Origin of the sequence: Pseudoalteromonas sp. SR45-6 (genome assembly GCF_014163545.1) — a bacterium.
Taxonomy (GTDB): domain Bacteria; phylum Pseudomonadota; class Gammaproteobacteria; order Enterobacterales; family Alteromonadaceae; genus Pseudoalteromonas; species Pseudoalteromonas rhizosphaerae.
This window is the reverse complement of sequence record NZ_JACJDM010000055.1, coordinates 13943-31763: the sequence shown is the minus strand read 5'-3', so window position 1 is coordinate 31763 and position 17821 is coordinate 13943. Positions and strand designations below refer to the sequence as shown.

15 protein-coding genes are annotated in these 17821 nt (G+C 39.8%); 6 read left to right on the top strand and 9 right to left on the bottom strand.

Translation table 11 applies throughout. The features are described 5' to 3' along the window. Positions 1-281 precede the first annotated feature (281 nt). The 3 genes from H5158_RS18590 to adk all read left to right on the top strand — a co-directional run bounded on the left by H5158_RS18590 (position 282) and on the right by adk (position 3869). Positions 282-995 carry an RluA family pseudouridine synthase gene (locus H5158_RS18590; RefSeq protein WP_182740611.1) on the top strand — a complete coding sequence of 238 codons (714 nt, stop codon included), beginning with the start codon at positions 282-284 and terminating at the stop codon, positions 993-995. Between the two features lie 135 nt (positions 996-1130). Beyond that, positions 1131-3044 (top strand): molecular chaperone HtpG, encoded by a 1914-nt coding sequence (htpG, locus tag H5158_RS18585; RefSeq protein ID WP_182719486.1) that lies wholly within the window; start codon positions 1131-1133, stop codon positions 3042-3044. Positions 3045-3224: 180 nt separating this feature from the next. After that, entirely contained in the window at positions 3225-3869 is a 645-nt protein-coding gene (adk, locus tag H5158_RS18580; protein ID WP_149982783.1) for an adenylate kinase, read from the top strand. A gap of 60 nt (positions 3870-3929) precedes the next feature. Here the strand turns inward: adk and tpx are convergent, their stop codons facing one another. After that, positions 3930-4511: a thiol peroxidase gene (gene tpx / locus H5158_RS18575; RefSeq protein ID WP_149982782.1), complete on the bottom strand. Its 582-nt coding sequence runs from the start codon at positions 4509-4511 to the stop codon at positions 3930-3932. A 173-nt stretch (positions 4512-4684) separates the two neighbouring features. On the opposite strand from tpx, the gene H5158_RS18570 reads away from it, so the two are divergent. Both H5158_RS18570 and H5158_RS18565 read left to right on the top strand, forming a co-directional pair. After that, complete coding sequence (locus H5158_RS18570; RefSeq protein WP_149982781.1) at positions 4685-5689, top strand: response regulator; 1005 nt, start codon at positions 4685-4687, stop codon at positions 5687-5689. Positions 5690-5693: 4 nt separating this feature from the next. Further along, positions 5694-6659 (top strand): diguanylate cyclase, encoded by a 966-nt coding sequence (locus H5158_RS18565; protein ID WP_182719485.1) that lies wholly within the window; start codon positions 5694-5696, stop codon positions 6657-6659. 128 nt (positions 6660-6787) lie between these two features. Here H5158_RS18565 and H5158_RS18560 read toward each other — a convergent pair whose 3' ends face one another. From H5158_RS18560 to H5158_RS18540, 5 genes are all read right to left on the bottom strand, one after another. Next, positions 6788-7669, bottom strand: a complete 882-nt coding sequence (locus H5158_RS18560) for a universal stress protein (RefSeq protein WP_149982779.1) — start codon at positions 7667-7669, stop codon at positions 6788-6790. A 5-nt stretch (positions 7670-7674) separates the two neighbouring features. Further along, positions 7675-9189 carry a SpoVR family protein gene (locus H5158_RS18555; protein WP_145242153.1) on the bottom strand — a complete coding sequence of 505 codons (1515 nt, stop codon included), beginning with the start codon at positions 9187-9189 and terminating at the stop codon, positions 7675-7677. 21 nt (positions 9190-9210) lie between these two features. Further along, the gene (locus H5158_RS18550) at positions 9211-10494 is read right to left on the bottom strand and encodes a YeaH/YhbH family protein (protein ID WP_182740610.1); all 1284 of its coding nucleotides are present in this window, start codon (positions 10492-10494) and stop codon (positions 9211-9213) included. A gap of 30 nt (positions 10495-10524) precedes the next feature. Next, complete coding sequence (locus tag H5158_RS18545; protein WP_149982777.1) at positions 10525-12447, bottom strand: PrkA family serine protein kinase; 1923 nt, start codon at positions 12445-12447, stop codon at positions 10525-10527. Between the two features lie 179 nt (positions 12448-12626). Next, positions 12627-13208, bottom strand: a complete 582-nt coding sequence (locus tag H5158_RS18540; RefSeq protein WP_145242146.1) for a superoxide dismutase — start codon at positions 13206-13208, stop codon at positions 12627-12629. A 276-nt stretch (positions 13209-13484) separates the two neighbouring features. Between H5158_RS18540 and H5158_RS18535 the strand changes: the two genes are divergently transcribed. Beyond that, complete coding sequence (locus H5158_RS18535; protein WP_182740609.1) at positions 13485-13823, top strand: Grx4 family monothiol glutaredoxin; 339 nt, start codon at positions 13485-13487, stop codon at positions 13821-13823. Positions 13824-13852: 29 nt separating this feature from the next. Here the strand turns inward: H5158_RS18535 and H5158_RS18530 are convergent, their stop codons facing one another. From H5158_RS18530 to H5158_RS18520, 3 genes are all read right to left on the bottom strand, one after another. Then, positions 13853-15193: a PAS domain-containing sensor histidine kinase gene (locus H5158_RS18530; RefSeq protein WP_182719483.1), complete on the bottom strand. Its 1341-nt coding sequence runs from the start codon at positions 15191-15193 to the stop codon at positions 13853-13855. Then, positions 15193-16521, bottom strand: a complete 1329-nt coding sequence (locus H5158_RS18525) for a sigma-54 dependent transcriptional regulator (RefSeq protein ID WP_182719482.1) — start codon at positions 16519-16521, stop codon at positions 15193-15195. Before H5158_RS18525 ends, H5158_RS18530 begins: the two co-directional genes overlap by 1 nt. 83 nt (positions 16522-16604) lie before the next feature. Next, entirely contained in the window at positions 16605-17810 is a 1206-nt protein-coding gene (locus tag H5158_RS18520) for an ABC transporter permease (RefSeq protein WP_169021298.1), read from the bottom strand. Between the last annotated feature and the right edge of the window lie 11 nt (positions 17811-17821).

The window sequence follows — 17821 nt, the reverse complement described above, 5'->3', positions numbered from 1 at the left end:
CTATGTGAAAGTAGGACATTGCCAGGCTCCAAATTGAGAAAGCCGCTTCAGAAATGAAGCGGCTTTTTTACGTCTGCAGGAAAGCTATTGGCTTCGAGCCGTCAGCGTTAACCTTTGACATGCGTTCACTGCCATTTTCTAATCTTGAAAACTAGCGCCCTTTATAGTTAAAAGCCAAACTACAGCGCAGCATACCGACTTTTTTGTGTATGATAGAAATTGAACTAGTTTCAAGATACTAATGTTGCAACGTTTTTATAAAATCAATAATGAGAGAAATAATGTCTGATACAAATTTGCCACAGCATTCTATTGTCGATGACTTTATTGCATCGGTTTGTCATGAGCATGTGGAAATTTTATATAAAGACGATGATATTTTATTGATCAATAAACCCAGTGGCTTACTGAGTTTATCTGGTAAAAATCCGGCCAATTGGGATTCTGTGCATTATCGTTTAGTGAATGGGCAGCCAGGTCTGACTGCCGCATTTCCGACAGCTAAATTGCCGCATCGATTAGACTATGGTACTTCAGGTATTATGATTGTAGGCCTTAACCCTGAATCAACTAAGCTCCTTAATAAGCAGTTTCAATCAGGGACAATAAAAAAACACTATATAGCCATGTTGGATGGCTGGTTATTAAATGACGTAGGTCAAATAAACGCTGCAATAGTCAAAGATAAATTACTCTTTCCATTAGTTAAAATTTGTAATGTGACGGGTAAGTCTGCCGTCAGTGACTATTTAGTATTACAGCGCTTAACATCACCGCCGCGTACTTTAGTGCAATTTACCCCTGTGACGGGGCGTACACATCAATTACGTATTCACAGTCAGAGCATTGGGCACCCAATTATTGGCTGTGATCTGTATAAAAACCAACATAGCCAACAACTGGCTGAGCGCTTACAATTACATGCCAGCGATCTGTTTTTTGTACACCCTCGAAGCTTCAAGCAAACGCACCTACATTGCCCACAGCCATTTTGATTGTAAGAAAAAACAACTTAACTTCCGTGTTTATCTTGCTATAGCTTACTTTTTTGCTCTTTTGACTTGAAGTTAACAAACCGCGCCCCATATTAAGTGCATAACGCAGACACTTTGCAAATTGGAGATATATAAATGACTGCAGCACAAAAAGAAACATTAGGCTTTCAAACAGAAGTTAAACAACTATTAAACTTAATGATTCACTCACTTTATTCTAATAAAGAAATTTTCTTACGTGAGCTTGTGTCAAATGCCTCTGACGCGGCTGATAAATTACGCTTTTTAGCACTTTCAAATGGTGAACTATACCAAGGTGACGCAGACTTACGTGTACGTATCAGTGCCGATAAAGAAAAAAATACCGTAACTATTTCTGATAACGGTATTGGTATGACTCGTGATGAAGTGATCAGCTCGTTAGGTACGATTGCTAAATCGGGCACCGCTGAGTTCTTCAAAAACTTAACTGGCGACCAAAGCAAAGATTCGCAACTGATTGGTCAGTTCGGTGTTGGTTTTTACTCTGCATTTATAGTTGCAGACTTAGTGACTGTTCGTACTCGCAAAGCCGGTGAAGAAAAAGGCGTTGAATGGCAATCACAAGGTGAGGGCGAATACACGCTAGAAGAAATTGAAAAAGCAGGCCGTGGTACTGAAATTACTTTACACCTTCGTGAAGATGAAAAAGAGTTTGCTGATGAATGGCGCCTACGTAGTATTGTAACTAAGTACTCGGATCATATTTCAACACCAGTACAAATGTACAAAGCCGAAGTGCCTGAGTCAGAAGGTGAAGATGGCGAGAAAATTCCAGCCGTACCTGGTGAGTGGGAAAGCATTAACCGCGCCACAGCAATGTGGACGCGTGATAAATCAGAGCTATCTGATGATGAATATAAAGAATTTTATAAGCATGTAAGCCATGATTGGGAAGATCCACTGAGCTGGGCTCACAACAAAGTTGAAGGTAAAACTGAATACACAAGCTTACTGTATATTCCTAAAAAAGCACCATTTGATTTATGGAATCGTGACCGTCAAAGTGGCTTAAAGCTGTATGTACAACGTGTATTTGTAATGGATGATGCTGAGCAATTTATGCCTAGCTACTTACGCTTTGTAAAAGGTTTACTTGATTCAAACGATTTACCGCTAAACGTATCGCGTGAAATTTTACAAGATAACAAAGTAACGCAAGCAATCCGCAAAGGTTGTACGTCACGTACCTTAAAACTGCTTGAGCGTATGGCGAAAAATAAAGCCGACGATTACCAAGTATTTTGGAATGAATTTGGTCAAGTGATCAAAGAAGGTCCAGCAGAAGATGCAGCGAATAAAGAAGCGATTGCTAAGTTACTGCGTTTCTCATCAACACATACTGATGAAGAAGCACAAAACGTTTCATTAGAGCAATACGTTGAGCGTATGAATGAAGGCCAAGACGCGATTTACTACGTTGTTGCGGATTCATTCACTGCGGCGAAAAGCTCTCCACATCTAGAGATCTTCCGTAAGAAAGGTATCGAAGTACTGTTGATGAGTGACCGTGTTGATGAGTGGATGATGAGCCACTTAACCGAGTTTGCTGAAAAACCATTTAAGTCAATTACCCGTGGTGACCTAGACTTAGGTAGCTTAGATGATGAAGAGACCAAAAAAGCGCAAGAAGAGTCTGAAAAAGAAGTTGCAGGCTTAGTTGAGCGCATCAAAACAGCACTTGGCGATAATGTTAAAGATGTACGCTTTACGCATCGTTTAACTGACTCACCAGCCTGTGTGGTCGCTGATGACAACGACATGAGCTCACAAATGCAAAAGCTAATGGAATCAGTAGGTCAAGCTGCTCCAGAAGCAAAACCAATTTTTGAGCTTAACCCTGAGCATCAACTTGTTAAGCATTTAAATGTTGAACAAGACGAAGACAAATTTGCACAGTGGTCACATGTACTGCTTGATCAAGCCTTGCTTGCAGAGCGCGGTACATTAAAAGATCCAGCAGGTTTTGTGACTCGCTTAAATAAATTAATGTTAGATTTGAGTAAGTAATTGCTCAAAAACTAACATTTTAATAAAAAGGGAACTTCGGTTCCCTTTTTTTATGATCTCAACGTAGTCAATTGGTATAAGTTGCTTGAGTATCTGCGGCGCTTATGGAAGAATTCAAGCTTTATAATAAATCATACTGATATGCTTTTTGTAAAATCAGTATCAAACGAGGACAATGATATGCGCATTATTCTTTTGGGCGCGCCGGGTGCAGGTAAAGGCACTCAAGCTCAGTTTTTGATGGATAAGTACGGTATTCCACAAATTTCAACTGGTGATATGTTACGTGCTGCAATTAAAGAAGGCACACCACTGGGTCTTGAAGCGAAAAAAGTAATGGATGCAGGTCAGTTAATTTCTGATGACATCATCATAGGTCTTGTTAAAGAGCGTATTACTAAAGCTGATTGTGAAAAAGGTTTTTTACTAGACGGTTTCCCACGTACCATCCCACAAGCTGATGCAATGAAAGAAAATGGCGTAGTTGTTGATCACGTTATTGAGTTTGATGTGGCTGATGAAATTATTGTTGACCGCATGGGAGGACGTCGCGTTCATCCTGGTTCCGGCCGTGTTTATCACGTAGTTTACAATCCGCCAAAAGTGGAAGGTAAAGACGACGTAACAGGTGAAGATCTGATCATACGTGCTGATGACACAGAAGAAACAGTACGTAAACGTTTAGGTATTTACCATGAGCAAACAATGCCATTGGTTGATTATTACCAAGCGGAAGCTAAAGCGGGTAATACGCAGTATCATCGTTTAGACGGTACCCAAGCTGTTGAAGCTGTTAATCAGCAACTTGCTGAATTATTGGGTTGATAATTCAATCAATAAAAAAACCGCCGATTGGCGGTTTTTTTATGACTGTTATTTGCAAGATTACAACGCGGTTAAAGCACTTATAACAGGGTCATATTTTGGTTCAGTTGATAAATCGGCTACCAACTGTTTATAAACAATTTTATGACTTGCATCTAATACGAACACAGCACGGGTAAGTAATCCCATATCTTTAATGATCAAACCATAGTTTTGACCAAAGTCACGCCATACTGAATCAGATAAGGCAGTAATTTTATCTATGTTCTCGGCTTTGCAAAAACGTTTTTGTGCAAACGGTAAATCAGCACTAATGGTGAGCATGGCTATATTTGGAAATTGCGATGCAACCTTTTCGTTAAAATGCTTGGTTTGAATGCTACAAACACCAGTATCAAGACTTGGAACAACGCTTATTAAAACGGCTTTACCTTGGTAATCGGCTAAAGTAATTGGCGTGAATGAGCCATCAACCACTTTAAAGTCTGGTGCTTTATCGCCTAGTTTTACACCTTGTCCTAATAAAGTGATTGGCTTAGATTGTGCTGATACTTTTCCCGCATCAAGCGTATTTTCGGTCATATCGGCGGCAAAAGCCATTGAACAAAAGGCACTTAAAGCAAAAGTGAGTGAACGGAGCATAAGGTATTTCCTTTAGAGTTAACGCAATTAGGCTGAGTGTATTATAATCATTCATGGACACCAAGAGTTTAATGCAATTTAAAATTGTAATGCATGGTTACATTGATTAACATAAAGCAGTGGTAAATGTTTACATTTTTAATAATAAAAATAAAAGCAATCAGAGAGAGACTATGTCAACATCGGTACTAATTTGTGATGATTCTAAGCTTGCGCGCCGTCAGTTAGCTCGTTCGTTGCCCGATGATTGGGATATTAAAGTTGAGTTTGCTGAAGATGGCGTGCATTGTATTGAGCAAATTAAAGCGTTAAGCCCGGAAATCTTATTCCTCGATTTAAATATGCCGCAAATGGATGGCTACGAAGTACTGCAAGCAATTCAAGAGCAAAACTTGGATATACTAACCGTTGTTGTCTCTGGCGATATTCAGCCGAATGCGCATCAACGGGTGCTCGAACTTGGCGCGATAGACTTTATTCAAAAACCATGTGATGCCCAAAAGCTTGCCGACATTATCGAACACCATGGAATTAAAGATAAAGCAATGCGCGAGCGGCTCTCACACCGCTTAGGTGAGCAAGTTGACCCAGATGTTAGGGATATATACCAAGAGCTGACTAACGTGGCAATGGGTCAGGCTGGAGACTTATTAGCACGGCTATTAAATGTATTTGTTGAACTGCCTATTCCTAATGTCAATATTCTCGAAGTTAATGAACTTGATATGGCGCTGCGCTCAATTGATGCTAATGCAACAACCTCAGGCGTATGCCAAGGTTTTATTGGTGGTGGTGTATCCGGTGAGGCATTGTTGCTTCTAAATGATTCTAGCTTTAAAGAAATTGCGTCCTTGATGAACTATCAAGGGGAGCTCAATAAGAAAATTGAGCTGGAGTTATTAATGGATATTAGTAATATCCTGATAGGTGCAATCTTAACTGGATTATCTCGCCAATTAGACATGACCTTTAGCCAAGGACACCCAGTGGTGTTAGGGCAACATTGTGATGTGTCTGATTTAGTTAAAGCAAACAAATCACGCTGGCAACGTACTCTGGCAATAGAAATTAGCTATGGTATTGAGAACCACAATATTAACTGTGACTTGATGCTGTTATTTACCGAAGACTCACTAAAAACTTTGAAATACAAAGTTGCTTACCTATTAGAAGACTAACATTATGCCTGCTGCTGATTTTAATATGAATGAAATCCATTGGTTAATGGATATGTTTAATACCGTAGATGTTGGTTTAGTGGTATTAGATAGGGACTATAAAGTGTGTATTTGGAATGGTTTTATGGAAAACCATTCGGGTATGTTACCCAGCGCAGTAAAAGATAAAGATTTATTTGATTTATTTCCATCAATTGATGAAAAGTGGTTTCGCAGTAAATCAGAGTCTGTGTTTATTTTGAAAAATCGCTCATTTACTATTTGGGAACAGCAGCCATACATTTTCCGCTTTAAAAATTACCGTCCAATCACGGGTAAAGCAGACCATATGTTTCAAAACGCGACATTTATTCCTCTGTCAAATACGATGGGAGAAGTTGGCCATATTTGTATCATTCTTTATGATGTAACTGATATGGCGGTGAATAAAAAAGAGCTCGAAGAAGTAAATCGTAAACTTGAACAAATGAGTCAAACAGACGCACTAACAAAATTGACTAATCGAGGTCATTGGGAAGATACCCTACGCAAAGAATTTCTTAGGATCAAACGCAGTGGTGGCACAAGTACTTTATTGATGTTTGATATCGATCACTTTAAAAAAGTAAATGATGAACATGGCCATCGTTGTGGCGATGAAGCACTGCGTAACATTGCTGATTTACTGCGTAAAACATTGCGTGAAACAGACATTGCAGGTCGTTATGGCGGCGAAGAATTTGCGGTAACGCTGTTGGACACGGATCGCAAAGGTGCTGAGATATTTGCTGAGCGTTTGCGTAGTTTAATTGAAAATTCATCTTTTTACTTTGGCGAACAACAAATTAAAATGACGGTAAGTGTTGGTTTTGCCTGTTTTCAAGATGAATTTGAGCGCTATGAAAAATGGATTGAAGCGGCAGATAAAGCTCTTTACTTTTCAAAAGAAAATGGCAGAAACTGTATCACGGCGTATAAAGATTTGAGTTAATCTTGATGAGTATAAAAAGCCTTTAAGGCACAATAGTAAAAGGTTTAACTAGCCAAACTAGGTTGCTTTTAATAGGCATAAAAAATGACGCAAAATGCGTCATTTTTTATATTATCACTAGCAATTATCTAACATTCAGGAGGTAAAATAAGCAAGTCTGTTTTTAGTAACCGCATAACTTTTTCAGCGGTATTGCCAATTAACTTACCTTTTATACCTATGTTGCCTACTGAGCCCATGATCACAAGACCTGCATTAAGCTTAGCTGCAATACTTGGGATCACTTGCTCGGCTAAGCCCGCTTTTATGTGAAGGTTATTTTTAAGATCGTGCTCAAGAATTAAATTACGTTGAATGACAGGTAGTTTCTCAAAAGCATTCAGTACTTGTTCGTCTGAAAATACAATGCCTAAGTCTCTTAAAATTGGGGAAACATGAACGGTATAACAAGTATAAAACTGACAGTCATAATGCTTGGAATAAGCTAAACCAGTTTCAATCATATCTTTGTTTAGTTTGTATTTAGTGGCTTTTTCGCTACCTAAATCAAGTGCAGCTAACACATTGGTGTTATTGCGCCAGGTATTATCCGCAGCTAAATAAAGTGGTAGTGGGGTAAAGCGGATCAACTGCCAGTCAAGTTCACTAAATTGACAATGTTCGTCAATATGGCGCGTTTTTATCACCATCTCATAGTTTTCAAAGTCACTCTCATTGGCTAACCATTGCTCGGGCGCTTCATGCCAAATAATATTTAATGAATAATCTGATTCTGACAATTCGCTTTCAAGTAGTGGTACTAATTCTTTTTTGAGAGTAGCCAACCTTGTTTCTTGAATTACTTGCAATTGTTCAGCTGGCGGCGAGAACAAAATATTACCAGCACTTTCATAGGCAAAGGCGACAATATCAATATGTTTTTGCTTACCAATTGCTTTGTGTTTCGCGTGCAAAATAGCAGTACGTGCAAATTCTACTGAATCAATTAGTACGAGAAGCTTTTTATCCATTCTATTCACTCTGTTGTATGGCGTGAATCATCTGATGGACATTGCCCGAGTATATTCAATTCGCCAGAAGTTGACTCTTGTTCCAGTTTTACCTTAAAGCCCCATAGTCTGTAAAGGTGTTTTAATACCTCATGGTGAGACTTTGCCAGTGGAATATCCTGATGTGGCACGTAGCGCAAGGTTAAAGAGCGATCACCTCTAATATCAACATCATAGATCTGAATATTGGGTTCGTGATTACTGAGGTTATATTGTGCTGAGAGCGCAGTCCGTACCGCGTGATAGCCGCTTTCATCGTGGATCGCACCAACTTGTAGATTCGGATCTTTTTCGTGATCGATAATAGTGAATAATTTAAAGTCACGGATAAGTTTGGGTGATAAAAATTGACTAATAAAACTTTCGTCTTTAAAGTTTTCCATTGCAAAGTGCAGCGTATCTAACCAGTTGCTCCCGGCATATTCTGGAAACCACTGTTTATCTTCTTCGGTAGGGTTTTCACAAATACGGCGGATATCCACCATCATATTAAAACCCAGCGCATAAGGGTTAATACCCGAATAATAATTACTATTGTAAGGGGGCTGATACACAACATTAGTATGACTTTGTAAAAACTCTAACATGAATGAGTCAGTGAGTTTCCCTTCATCATATAAGTGATTCAAAATAGTATAATGCCAAAACGTTGCCCAGCCTTCATTCATTACTTGGGTTTGCTTTTGAGGATAAAAATATTGTGAGATTTTACGCACAATACGAATTATTTCTCGTTGCCAAGATTCCAGTAATGGCGCGTTTTTTTCTATAAAATACAAAATATTTTCTTGTGGCTCTGAAGGAAAATGACGCTCGTGTTTTTTAGTTTCCTGTTGATGTGAAGGTATTGTGCGCCAAAGTTCGTTCACTTGTGATTGTAAGTAATCTTCGCGCTCTTGTTGGCGTTTTTGTTCTTCAAATAAAGATATTTGCTGTGGGCGTTTATAACGATCAACACCGTAATTCATAAGTGCATGGCATGAATCGATTAGGTTTTCGACTTCATCAATGCCATGTTTTTCTTCGCAACGAGCAATATAATTTTTTGCAAATAATAGGTAGTCAATAATAGAGCTGGCATCAGTCCATGTTTTAAATAAATAATTACCTTTAAAAAACGAGTTGTGCCCGTAGCAAGCGTGCGCCATCACTAAAGCCTGCATTGGAAGGGTATTTTCTTCCATTAAATAAGCAATACAAGGATTCGAGTTTATGACAATTTCATAAGCCAATCCCATTTGTCCGCGTTTGTAATTTTGCTCAGTTTGAATAAATTTTTTACCATAAGACCAGTGACTATAGCCAATAGGCATACCAACACTGGAATAGGCATCCATCATTTGTTCTGCGGTGATCACTTCAATCTGATTAGGATAAGTATCGAGGCGATAATGTTCAGCCACGCGGGCAATTTCGTCTTGGTATTGTTGTAGTAATTCAAATGTCCAATCTGGCCCATCGCTCATTCGTTTATTGGTCATATAAATACCTCGCTGTACAGCCTAGGCTGCCCCTTGGTGTTGACGACTCTTCTTGAATAACTCACGGAAAATAGGGTAAATATCTTCAACATTGCGTATATGTTGAATAGCAAAGTTATTATGAGTTTGACAAATATTTTGATACTCACGCCATAGACTCTGATGGGCGCGGGTAGTGATCTCAATATAAGCGTAATAGCGAATGGTACTGAGCAACTTGTTGCGTAAGATCTCTGAGCATTGGGGAGAGTCATCAGCCCAATTGTCGCCATCTGAGGCTTGTGCTGCATACACATTCCACTCGCCAGCGTTATAACGCTCGGTAATTATCTCATTCATTAACTTCAGTGCGCTGGAGACAATTGTGCCGCCAGTTTCTTGGGAATAGAAAAACTCCTGTTCGTCGACCTCTTTGGCTTGGGTATGATGGCGAATATACACCACTTCAATGTCTTTATAACTGCGGGTCAAAAATTGATAAAGCAAAATATAAAAACGTTTTGCCATATCTTTGGTTGCTTGATCCATCGAGCCCGACACATCCATAATACAAAACATCACCGCTTTACTAGTTGGATGAGGCTGTTTTTCATAGTTACGAAAACGCAAATCGTAATTATCAATAAAGGGCACTGCACTGATGCGTTTTTGTAATGCGGCGATTTCTTGCTCCATTAATGCAATAGCAGCTATATCTGGTTCAGGCTCAGCCATTAATAGGCAAAGCTGTGCTTCAAGCTCTGCTAATTGACGCTTTTTACCCGCGCTCATCGCAACACGCCTTGCAAGTGAGCCCTGAAGTGAACGCACAATATCAATATTACTCGGCATACCATCACTACAAAAACCAGCACGATGAGTTTTCATTTGCACGAGTTTGTCTAACTGGTTTTGCTGTAAATTTGGCAGCTCTAAGTCTTCAAACAGTAAGTCTAGATACTCATCTTTAGAAATCGAGAAGACAAAGTCATCTTCGCCTTCACCAGAGTCACTCGCTTCACCTTCGCCGGCTCCACCACCTTGGCCACCTTGCGGGCGTTTAATTTTATCACCGGTTGAGAACTGATCGTTACCAGGATGAATTTGTTCTCTATCGCCCCCTTTACCTTGATGAAAAGTAGGTTCACCGATATCCCGTTGCGGAATTGAAATACTCTCACCGCTACTGGAATCAGTGACACTGCGTTTATTTATTGCATCTGACACCGCTTCTTTGATCTGTTTTTTATAGCGCCTGATAAAGCGTTGACGATTTAACGTGCTCTTATTCTTACCGTTCAGGCGACGGTCTATAAAATGCGCCATAAAGACCCCCTAAAAATACACAGCTGCGTGTTATTGCGATTTACGCACGCGTAAATACCACTCTGATAACAAACGAACTTGCTTTTGGGTATATCCTTTTTCCACCATACGATTGACAAAATCTTCATGTTTTTTCTGATCTTCTGCGGATGTTTTCGCATTGAAAGAAATAACGGGTAATAGTTCTTCAGTATTGGAGAACATTTTTTTCTCAATCACAGTGCGCAGTTTTTCATAGCTGGTCCACAATGGATTTTTACCGTTGTTGTGCGCCCGTGCACGCAATACAAAATTAACGATTTCGTTACGGAAATCTTTTGGATTTGAAATGCCGGCTGGTTTTTCAATTTTTTCAAGTTCGGCATTTAATGCTTCGCGGTTGAATAGCTGGCCGGTATCAGGGTCGCGATACTCTTGGTCTTGGATCCAAAAATCAGCATAAGTGACATAGCGGTCAAAAATGTTTTGCCCGTACTCAGAGTAGGACTCTAAATAAGCTGTTTGCAGTTCTTTACCAATAAACTCAACATACTGCGGGATTAAATAGCCTTTCAAGTGGCTTAAGTAGCGTTCTTCAACGTCGGCAGAGAATTGCTCTCGTTCAATTTGTTGCTCTAATACATAAAATAAATGCACTGGGTTTGCCGCTACCTCAAGTGTGTCAAAGTTAAACACGCGCGATAAAATTTTAAATGCAAACCGAGTTGATAGTCCGGTCATGCCTTCATCAACACCGGCATAATCTCGATACTCTTGATACGATTTAGCTTTAGGATCGGTGTCTTTCAAGCTTTCGCCGTCATATACCCGCATTTTTGAGTAGATACTGGAATTTTCGGGATCTTTTAACCGTGATAGCGTGGTAAATTTTGCCAATGTTTCCAGTGTGCCTGGCGCGCAAGGAGCATTATATAATTCACTATGTTCCAATAGCTTGTCGTAGATTTTTACCTCTTCAGATGCACGTAAACAATACGGCACTTTGACGATGTAAACACGGTCTAAAAAGGCTTCATTGTTCTTGTTGTTTTTAAAGGTCTGCCATTCTGATTCGTTTGAATGAGCCAAAATCATGCCATTAAAGGGCAGTGCACTAATACCTTCGGTGCCATTATAATTTCCCTCTTGCGTGGCTGTTAAAAGCGGATGCAATACTTTGATTGGCGCTTTAAACATCTCAACAAATTCCATTAACCCTTGATTTGCAAGACATAATGAACCGGAATAAGCATAAGCATCAGCATCGTTTTGAGCAAAATGTTCTAGTTTGCGAATATCAACTTTACCGACTAAAGCGGAAATATCTTGGTTGTTTTCATCCCCAGGTTCAGTTTTTGCAATAGCAATTTGATTTAAAATAGAGGGGTAGCGTTTTACCACTTTAAACTGGCTAATATCACCATTAAATTCAGATAAGCGCTTAGTGGCCCAGGGTGACATAATGGTTTTTAAGTAACGGGGCTTTATTCCGTATTCTTTTGCCATCAGCTCAGCATCTTCATTAGGATCAAAAAGCGCCAACGGGTGGTCATTGACCGGTGAGCCTTTAATTGAGTAAATAGGCACTTGTTGCATTAAATATTTTAGCTTTTCGGCAATCGATGATTTACCACCGCCTACAGGCCCAAGTAGATAAAGCACTTGTTTACACTCTTCAAGGCCTTGCGCAGCATGTTTTAGGTATGAAACGATTTGTTCAATTGCATCCTCCATACCGTAAAAATCATTAAAGGCAGGGTAACGTGCTACTACTCTGTTTGAAAATAATCGACTTAACCGTGCATCCTTTGAAGTATCGATCATTTTTGGCTCACCAATGGCCGCTAATAATCGCTCTGGTGCACTGGCATAAGCCGACTTATCAGTTTTACAAATCTCTAAGAACTCAGCGATACTATACTCTTCTTCTTGTGCCGCTTCGTATCGTGCTTGGTAATGCTCAAAAATACTCATGGAAACCTCCGAAAAACCTGCTTAAACTAGGTGCTTACAAATTAAAAAAGAAGCAAAGGTTATTTAAAGCTTAGTCACGAATTTGATTTTTTGTGCAATAAAATTAAAAATTTATGTTAGAAAACAAAAAAGACGCCGGAGCGTCTTTTAAATTGGGCTTGCTCAGAACGAGCAATCAATTATGCGAAGTTAGCGTTCGCGAATTCCCAGTTAACAAGCGACCAGAATGCTTTTAAGTAGTCTGGACGAACGTTACGGAAATCAATGTAGTAAGCATGTTCCCACAGGTCCACAGTCAGTATCGGTGTTACACCGTCTTGAGTTAGTGGCGTTGCAGCGTTAGAAGTATTAACGATGTCTAAAGAACCATCAGCTAATTTAACTAACCATGTCCAGCTTGAACCAAAGTTGTTTACTGCTTTATCATCAAAAGCTGCTTGGAATGCTTCAAAAGAACCCCATTTAGCATTGATAGCATCTGCAACAGCGCCTGTTGCTTCGCCACCGCCATTTGGAGATAGGCTGTTCCAGTAAAAAGTATGGTTCCAGATCTGTGCTGCATTGTTAAATACGCCACCTTCAGAAGAACATACGATTTCTTCAAGTGATTTACCTTCAAATTCAGTACCTGGGATTAAACCGTTAAGTTTAGTCACATAAGTATTGTGGTGCTTGCCGTGGTGAAACTCTAATGTTTCTTGTGAAATATGTGGCTCAAGTGCGTTAATTGCATATGGTAGTGACGGTAGTTCAAATGCCATTTTTTATCTCCATCTTCTTTTGGTTGATAGTTCAAATAGTAATAGTTAATGCCTGTTCAAACAGGGTAGTTACCTATACCAAATGAGATTATAGTGTTACTATAATTGTTGAGTATTTTACTCAAGTTTTAGCAAACAGCAATGCCAAACAGCAGTGCAAATGCAAGACTATTTCGATTGCGGCTTTATTTGCCCACTTTAAGATACATATATGAGGCTTAATGAAAATTTTTCAAGCCTTAATATGTTCAGCTATCGTCACTTTTGAGGTTGTAGATGGAAACCATTGATAAAATTAAACAGCAAATTTCTGAAAATCCAATTATCCTTTATATGAAAGGATCGCCTAAATTACCAAATTGTGGTTTTTCTTCACAAGCATCTCAAGCATTAATGTCATGCGGTGAACCGTTTGCCTATGTTGATATTTTACTAAATCCTGATATCCGAGCTGAATTACCAGCATATGCCAATTGGCCAACATTTCCACAACTGTGGGTTGATGGCGAATTAATTGGTGGTTGTGACATTATCATTGAAATGTTTCAACGTGGTGAATTACAACCACTGATCACCGAAACAGCAGCTAAATATAAAGAAGCTGGCGCTGAATAACGTTTATCAGCAAATCAACAAAAAGCCGCTTAATTGCGGCTTTTTTGTGATTGTTTGTTAGGACCGTGGGGCAGAATAACATGAACACTAAGCCCGCCGTGCTTACGATTGTGTAAGCTAATTTGACCATGATGCGCTTCGACTATTTCACGGCACAATGCTAACCCCAAACCACTACCAGCGACTTTAGTTGAATAAAATGGGATTAATGCATTGGCCATCACTTGCTCACTCATACCTTTACCTTGGTCGTTTACGCTGATATGTGTGCCTTTAATATTCTGTGTAACAGTGACACTTATATGTTCGCTTGCAGAGCCTGATTCGTGAGCATTTTTTATTAAGTTGATCAGTAGCTGCTCGACTTGAGTCGGATCAGCCAGTGTATGCACGTCATTACTTATATCGAGCATAAAACACCATTGATTTTGCAGTTGTGTGAGCAACACTTGCCAATTAATTGCGCTTGGCTGAGGAGTGGGCAGTTTGGCAAATTTGCCATAGCCTTGTACAAAGTCGTTTAAATGTTTGATGCGTTCAGAAATGGTAGCAAACACGCGGCTAAGTCTGGGTTCGTCTACTTTTTCACTGAGTAACTGGCCGCTGTGCAGCATTGACGACATGGGACCCAGAGAGTTATTAAGTTCGTGACTAATGATCCGAATGACCTTTTTCCACACCTCCACTTCTTGACGGCTAAGTTCGCGGGTGAGTTGTTTAAAGACATATAAGTAATGGTATTGATTGTTAAGTAATAACTTACCGGTTGATAAATGCCACGCTTGAGATTCTTGGTCTTCAGTATCTAGCGTAAATAAACCATCACTACCGCGCGTTAAAGCATTGTTTAACTGTGGATGAGCATTTTCAAGCAGGTGTGCAAACTGACTCCCTTCAAGCGCTGTTTTGGCATTAAAAAGGTCTCGGGCACTGTAGTTACTATAAACAATAAAGCCTTTATCATTTTTTAAAATAACGGCTTGGGGAGAGCTTTGTAGCACTTTATCAAGCATCAGCTCGCGCTGATAGAGCCATTGTTTCTCTTGGCGTAATTGCTTTGCAGTTTGATTATACAATTGACACAAGCGGCCTAATTCATCGTTACCGTTATAAGCTAGTAAGGTGGCTAATTCACCGTCTTTAAAATTAAGCAAACCAGTTTCAAGTGAGTGTATGCCTTGCACCAGAGTGCGGCTGAGCCGAAAAGATAAATAACTTGCCAGCAGTGATGTGAGCAGCGTTGTTATTAGTAGTGAAGGCCAGCTTAAATGGGTTAACCAGCAGATGAGCCAAACAGGAATAAGTGCAGAGATGTTACATATCAGCACTATTTTACGAGTGAGAGACAGTGCCGGTTTATTTTTTTCCATTAGTAATCAATCTCAAATTTCTGCAAACGGCGGTATAGTGCTTGACGACTTAAACCAAACTGTCTGGCAACTTTTGCGATCACTCCTTGGTGCTGACGCATAGCTTGTTCTAGTTCTACTCTACTGGGTTCTTGTTTAGCAAAGTTAGTGTGCAGCGGTTGCGATTGTAGAGCAAAATCATCGAGGGTAATGTCGCCATTAGGTTTGAGTACGGCTGCGCGTTTACAGGCATTTTCTAGCTCACGAACGTTGCCGGGCCAATTGTGCGCGAGTAATCCTTGCTCTGTTGTAAGCGATAATTCGCGCTCGCCTAAGAAGTGTTTAGCAAGCGCTAAAATGTCATCTGGTCTTTGCGCTAAACTGGGTAAATTTAGCTCAATCACGTTGAGGCGATAATATAAGTCTTCTCTAAATCGACCTGCATGAATAGCCGCTTTTAAATCTTCATTGGTAGCTGAAATAACCCGAACATTTACTTTTTGTGTTTTTGTTGAACCGAGTCGTTCAAACTCACCAGTTTGTAACACGCGCAGTAGTTTCATTTGCCCTGATAATGGCAGGTTACCAATTTCATCTAAAAATAGCGTACCACCATCAGCTGCCTCAAAGCGACCAATTCGCTGTTTGGTGATGCCAGTATAAGCACCCGCTTCAGCGCCAAATAATTCGGCTTCAATTAAATCATGGGGCAGGGCTGCGGCATTGATGGTCAAAAACGGGGCATGGTTTAAGTGAGAATTGGCTTGAATAATTTGTGCAATGCGTTCTTTACCACTGCCATTTGCACCTGTTATTAGCACAGAGACATCTGACTTAGCGACTTGTATTGCCATATTGAGAATTTTTTCCATGGCGGTACTTTGATACACTAAACCAACTAGGTTGGCATCGGCTAAACTTGATGTTCGCTCTTGCTGGTGGCGCGCATACATTACATTTTGTTGTTTTGCTTGGCCAAGTTCGATTAAGTTATTAACACAGGTGAGGAGCTTGCTATCGTCCCATGGTTTAGGTAAGTAATCAGCGGCGCCGGCTTTGACTAGCTCTATGGCGCTGGCCAGTTCAGTCCACGCGGTGATCAAAATAATCGGTAAGTGCGGGTTGAGAGCTCTTAGTTGATAAAACAACGCTTTACCTTCTTCGCCAGAGGTGGTGTCATTACTAAAATTCATATCTTGAATAACCAGCGCGATACGTTGGTATTGCACTATTTGTAAGGCTTCAAGCTGCGTTTTTGCAGTCACAACCTGATAGTCATGAATTTCTAACAATAATGACAAGGCTTCTAATATGGCAGGGTTGTCATCGACAATAAGTATTTTTTCCATGTGAATTTAATCGCTGTTTTTGTTATCTTTATTTCAAAATGCTACACGGTATTAAACCAGTGTAGCATAGGTTGGGAGCTGCTTTATATTGTTCGCGTGGCGATACTCGGTGATATGTTGGCGGCACGTTTTGCAGGGCCAAACACTGCAAGTAAGCTCATAACAAACACCATAATGGCAGTGCCTGCGATATAGCTCGGTGGCAGTGCGGCAATTGAAAAGTGCTGCATTAACAATTGCCCAAGTAATAAAGCTGCGATACAACCTAAGATTAAACCAACACCACAGATCATCGCATTTTCAACTAAAAAATAGTAAATAATAGCTGATTTTCTGGCACCTAATGCACGGCGAGTGCCAATTTGTTTAGTGCGTTTGCTGATATTAAATAAAGTTAAGCCAAAGATACCTAGTGCGGTGACTAATACTAAAATAGTGATCAGCACAATCAGCATACGCATCATGAGTTTATCTGCAGCAACATATTGATTTTTGAGTTCATCTAGACCTTTTATATTATTGATCACCCGTTTGCTGTAATTTTTTAGCATCAGGTTTTCAACTTCTTTCATCACTGCATCACGTTGGTCTGGTTTGGTTCTAACCACAAATTGGGCAAGACTCTTTGCATTAATATATGGGATGAATGCAAGATTATCTGGGCGGCTGTCTTTAAGCCATGGGCTCATCATTTTTTCAACTACACCAATAACTTTCAAAGGCGTTTCACCAAAATAAATGGTTTGACCTAAACCATTTCCTTTAGGAAATAACTCATTGAGTAAGGTTTGTGAAACGATTGTAACACTCGGTCGTTTATCAACGTTATTTGTTACTAATACTTCATCTTCGCTAAAATTTCTACCCATAACTAGGTTTACACCGTAAGTGTTGATCCCATGATCATCAATAAAAAAATAAGCAGTTCTTACCGACAGGCCTTCTTGCGGGGCTGGTTTTAAACTAAAATCAGATGCGCTACCACCTCCAGATAAAGGAATGCTACTGCTCATTGCAGCATCAATGACTTCTGGTAAGGACCTTAGCATAGTTTCATCAAGCTCAATCTGCTGATTTATATCAACATCTTGTCCAAAGGTCATCACGTTGAATTTAAAAATATCGTGTTCAGGGTAGCCAGTGTCTTGATTTAAAAAAGCGACTCTATCTTGGATAATAAATGCCGCATTACTAACGATTGCTGTGGTTATGGCAATTTGAATTAAGAGTAATATTGCCCCGACTTTTGAGCGGCAAAGAGCATGAAATATAGGTTTGATTTCTAACATAATAAGGCTCC

What these genes read in the sequence shown, in the direction of transcription:
- H5158_RS18550 (WP_182740610.1), bottom strand. Translation starts at nt 10,494, where the DNA reads ATGGCGCATTTTATAGACCGTCGCCTGAACGGTAAGAATAAGAGCACG.
- H5158_RS18530 (WP_182719483.1), bottom strand. Translation starts at nt 15,193, where the DNA reads ATGGAAAAAAATAAACCGGCACTGTCTCTCACTCGTAAAATAGTGCTG.
- htpG (WP_182719486.1), top strand. Translation starts at nt 1,131, where the DNA reads ATGACTGCAGCACAAAAAGAAACATTAGGCTTTCAAACAGAAGTTAAA.
- tpx (WP_149982782.1), bottom strand. Translation starts at nt 4,511, where the DNA reads ATGCTCCGTTCACTCACTTTTGCTTTAAGTGCCTTTTGTTCAATGGCT.
- H5158_RS18565 (WP_182719485.1), top strand. Translation starts at nt 5,694, where the DNA reads ATGCCTGCTGCTGATTTTAATATGAATGAAATCCATTGGTTAATGGAT.
- H5158_RS18590 (WP_182740611.1), top strand. Translation starts at nt 282, where the DNA reads ATGTCTGATACAAATTTGCCACAGCATTCTATTGTCGATGACTTTATT.
- H5158_RS18570 (WP_149982781.1), top strand. Translation starts at nt 4,685, where the DNA reads ATGTCAACATCGGTACTAATTTGTGATGATTCTAAGCTTGCGCGCCGT.
- H5158_RS18525 (WP_182719482.1), bottom strand. Translation starts at nt 16,521, where the DNA reads ATGGAAAAAATACTTATTGTCGATGACAACCCTGCCATATTAGAAGCC.
- adk (WP_149982783.1), top strand. Translation starts at nt 3,225, where the DNA reads ATGCGCATTATTCTTTTGGGCGCGCCGGGTGCAGGTAAAGGCACTCAA.
- H5158_RS18560 (WP_149982779.1), bottom strand. Translation starts at nt 7,669, where the DNA reads ATGGATAAAAAGCTTCTCGTACTAATTGATTCAGTAGAATTTGCACGT.
- H5158_RS18520 (WP_169021298.1), bottom strand. Translation starts at nt 17,810, where the DNA reads ATGTTAGAAATCAAACCTATATTTCATGCTCTTTGCCGCTCAAAAGTC.
- H5158_RS18540 (WP_145242146.1), bottom strand. Translation starts at nt 13,208, where the DNA reads ATGGCATTTGAACTACCGTCACTACCATATGCAATTAACGCACTTGAG.
- H5158_RS18535 (WP_182740609.1), top strand. Translation starts at nt 13,485, where the DNA reads ATGGAAACCATTGATAAAATTAAACAGCAAATTTCTGAAAATCCAATT.
- H5158_RS18545 (WP_149982777.1), bottom strand. Translation starts at nt 12,447, where the DNA reads ATGAGTATTTTTGAGCATTACCAAGCACGATACGAAGCGGCACAAGAA.
- H5158_RS18555 (WP_145242153.1), bottom strand. Translation starts at nt 9,189, where the DNA reads ATGACCAATAAACGAATGAGCGATGGGCCAGATTGGACATTTGAATTA.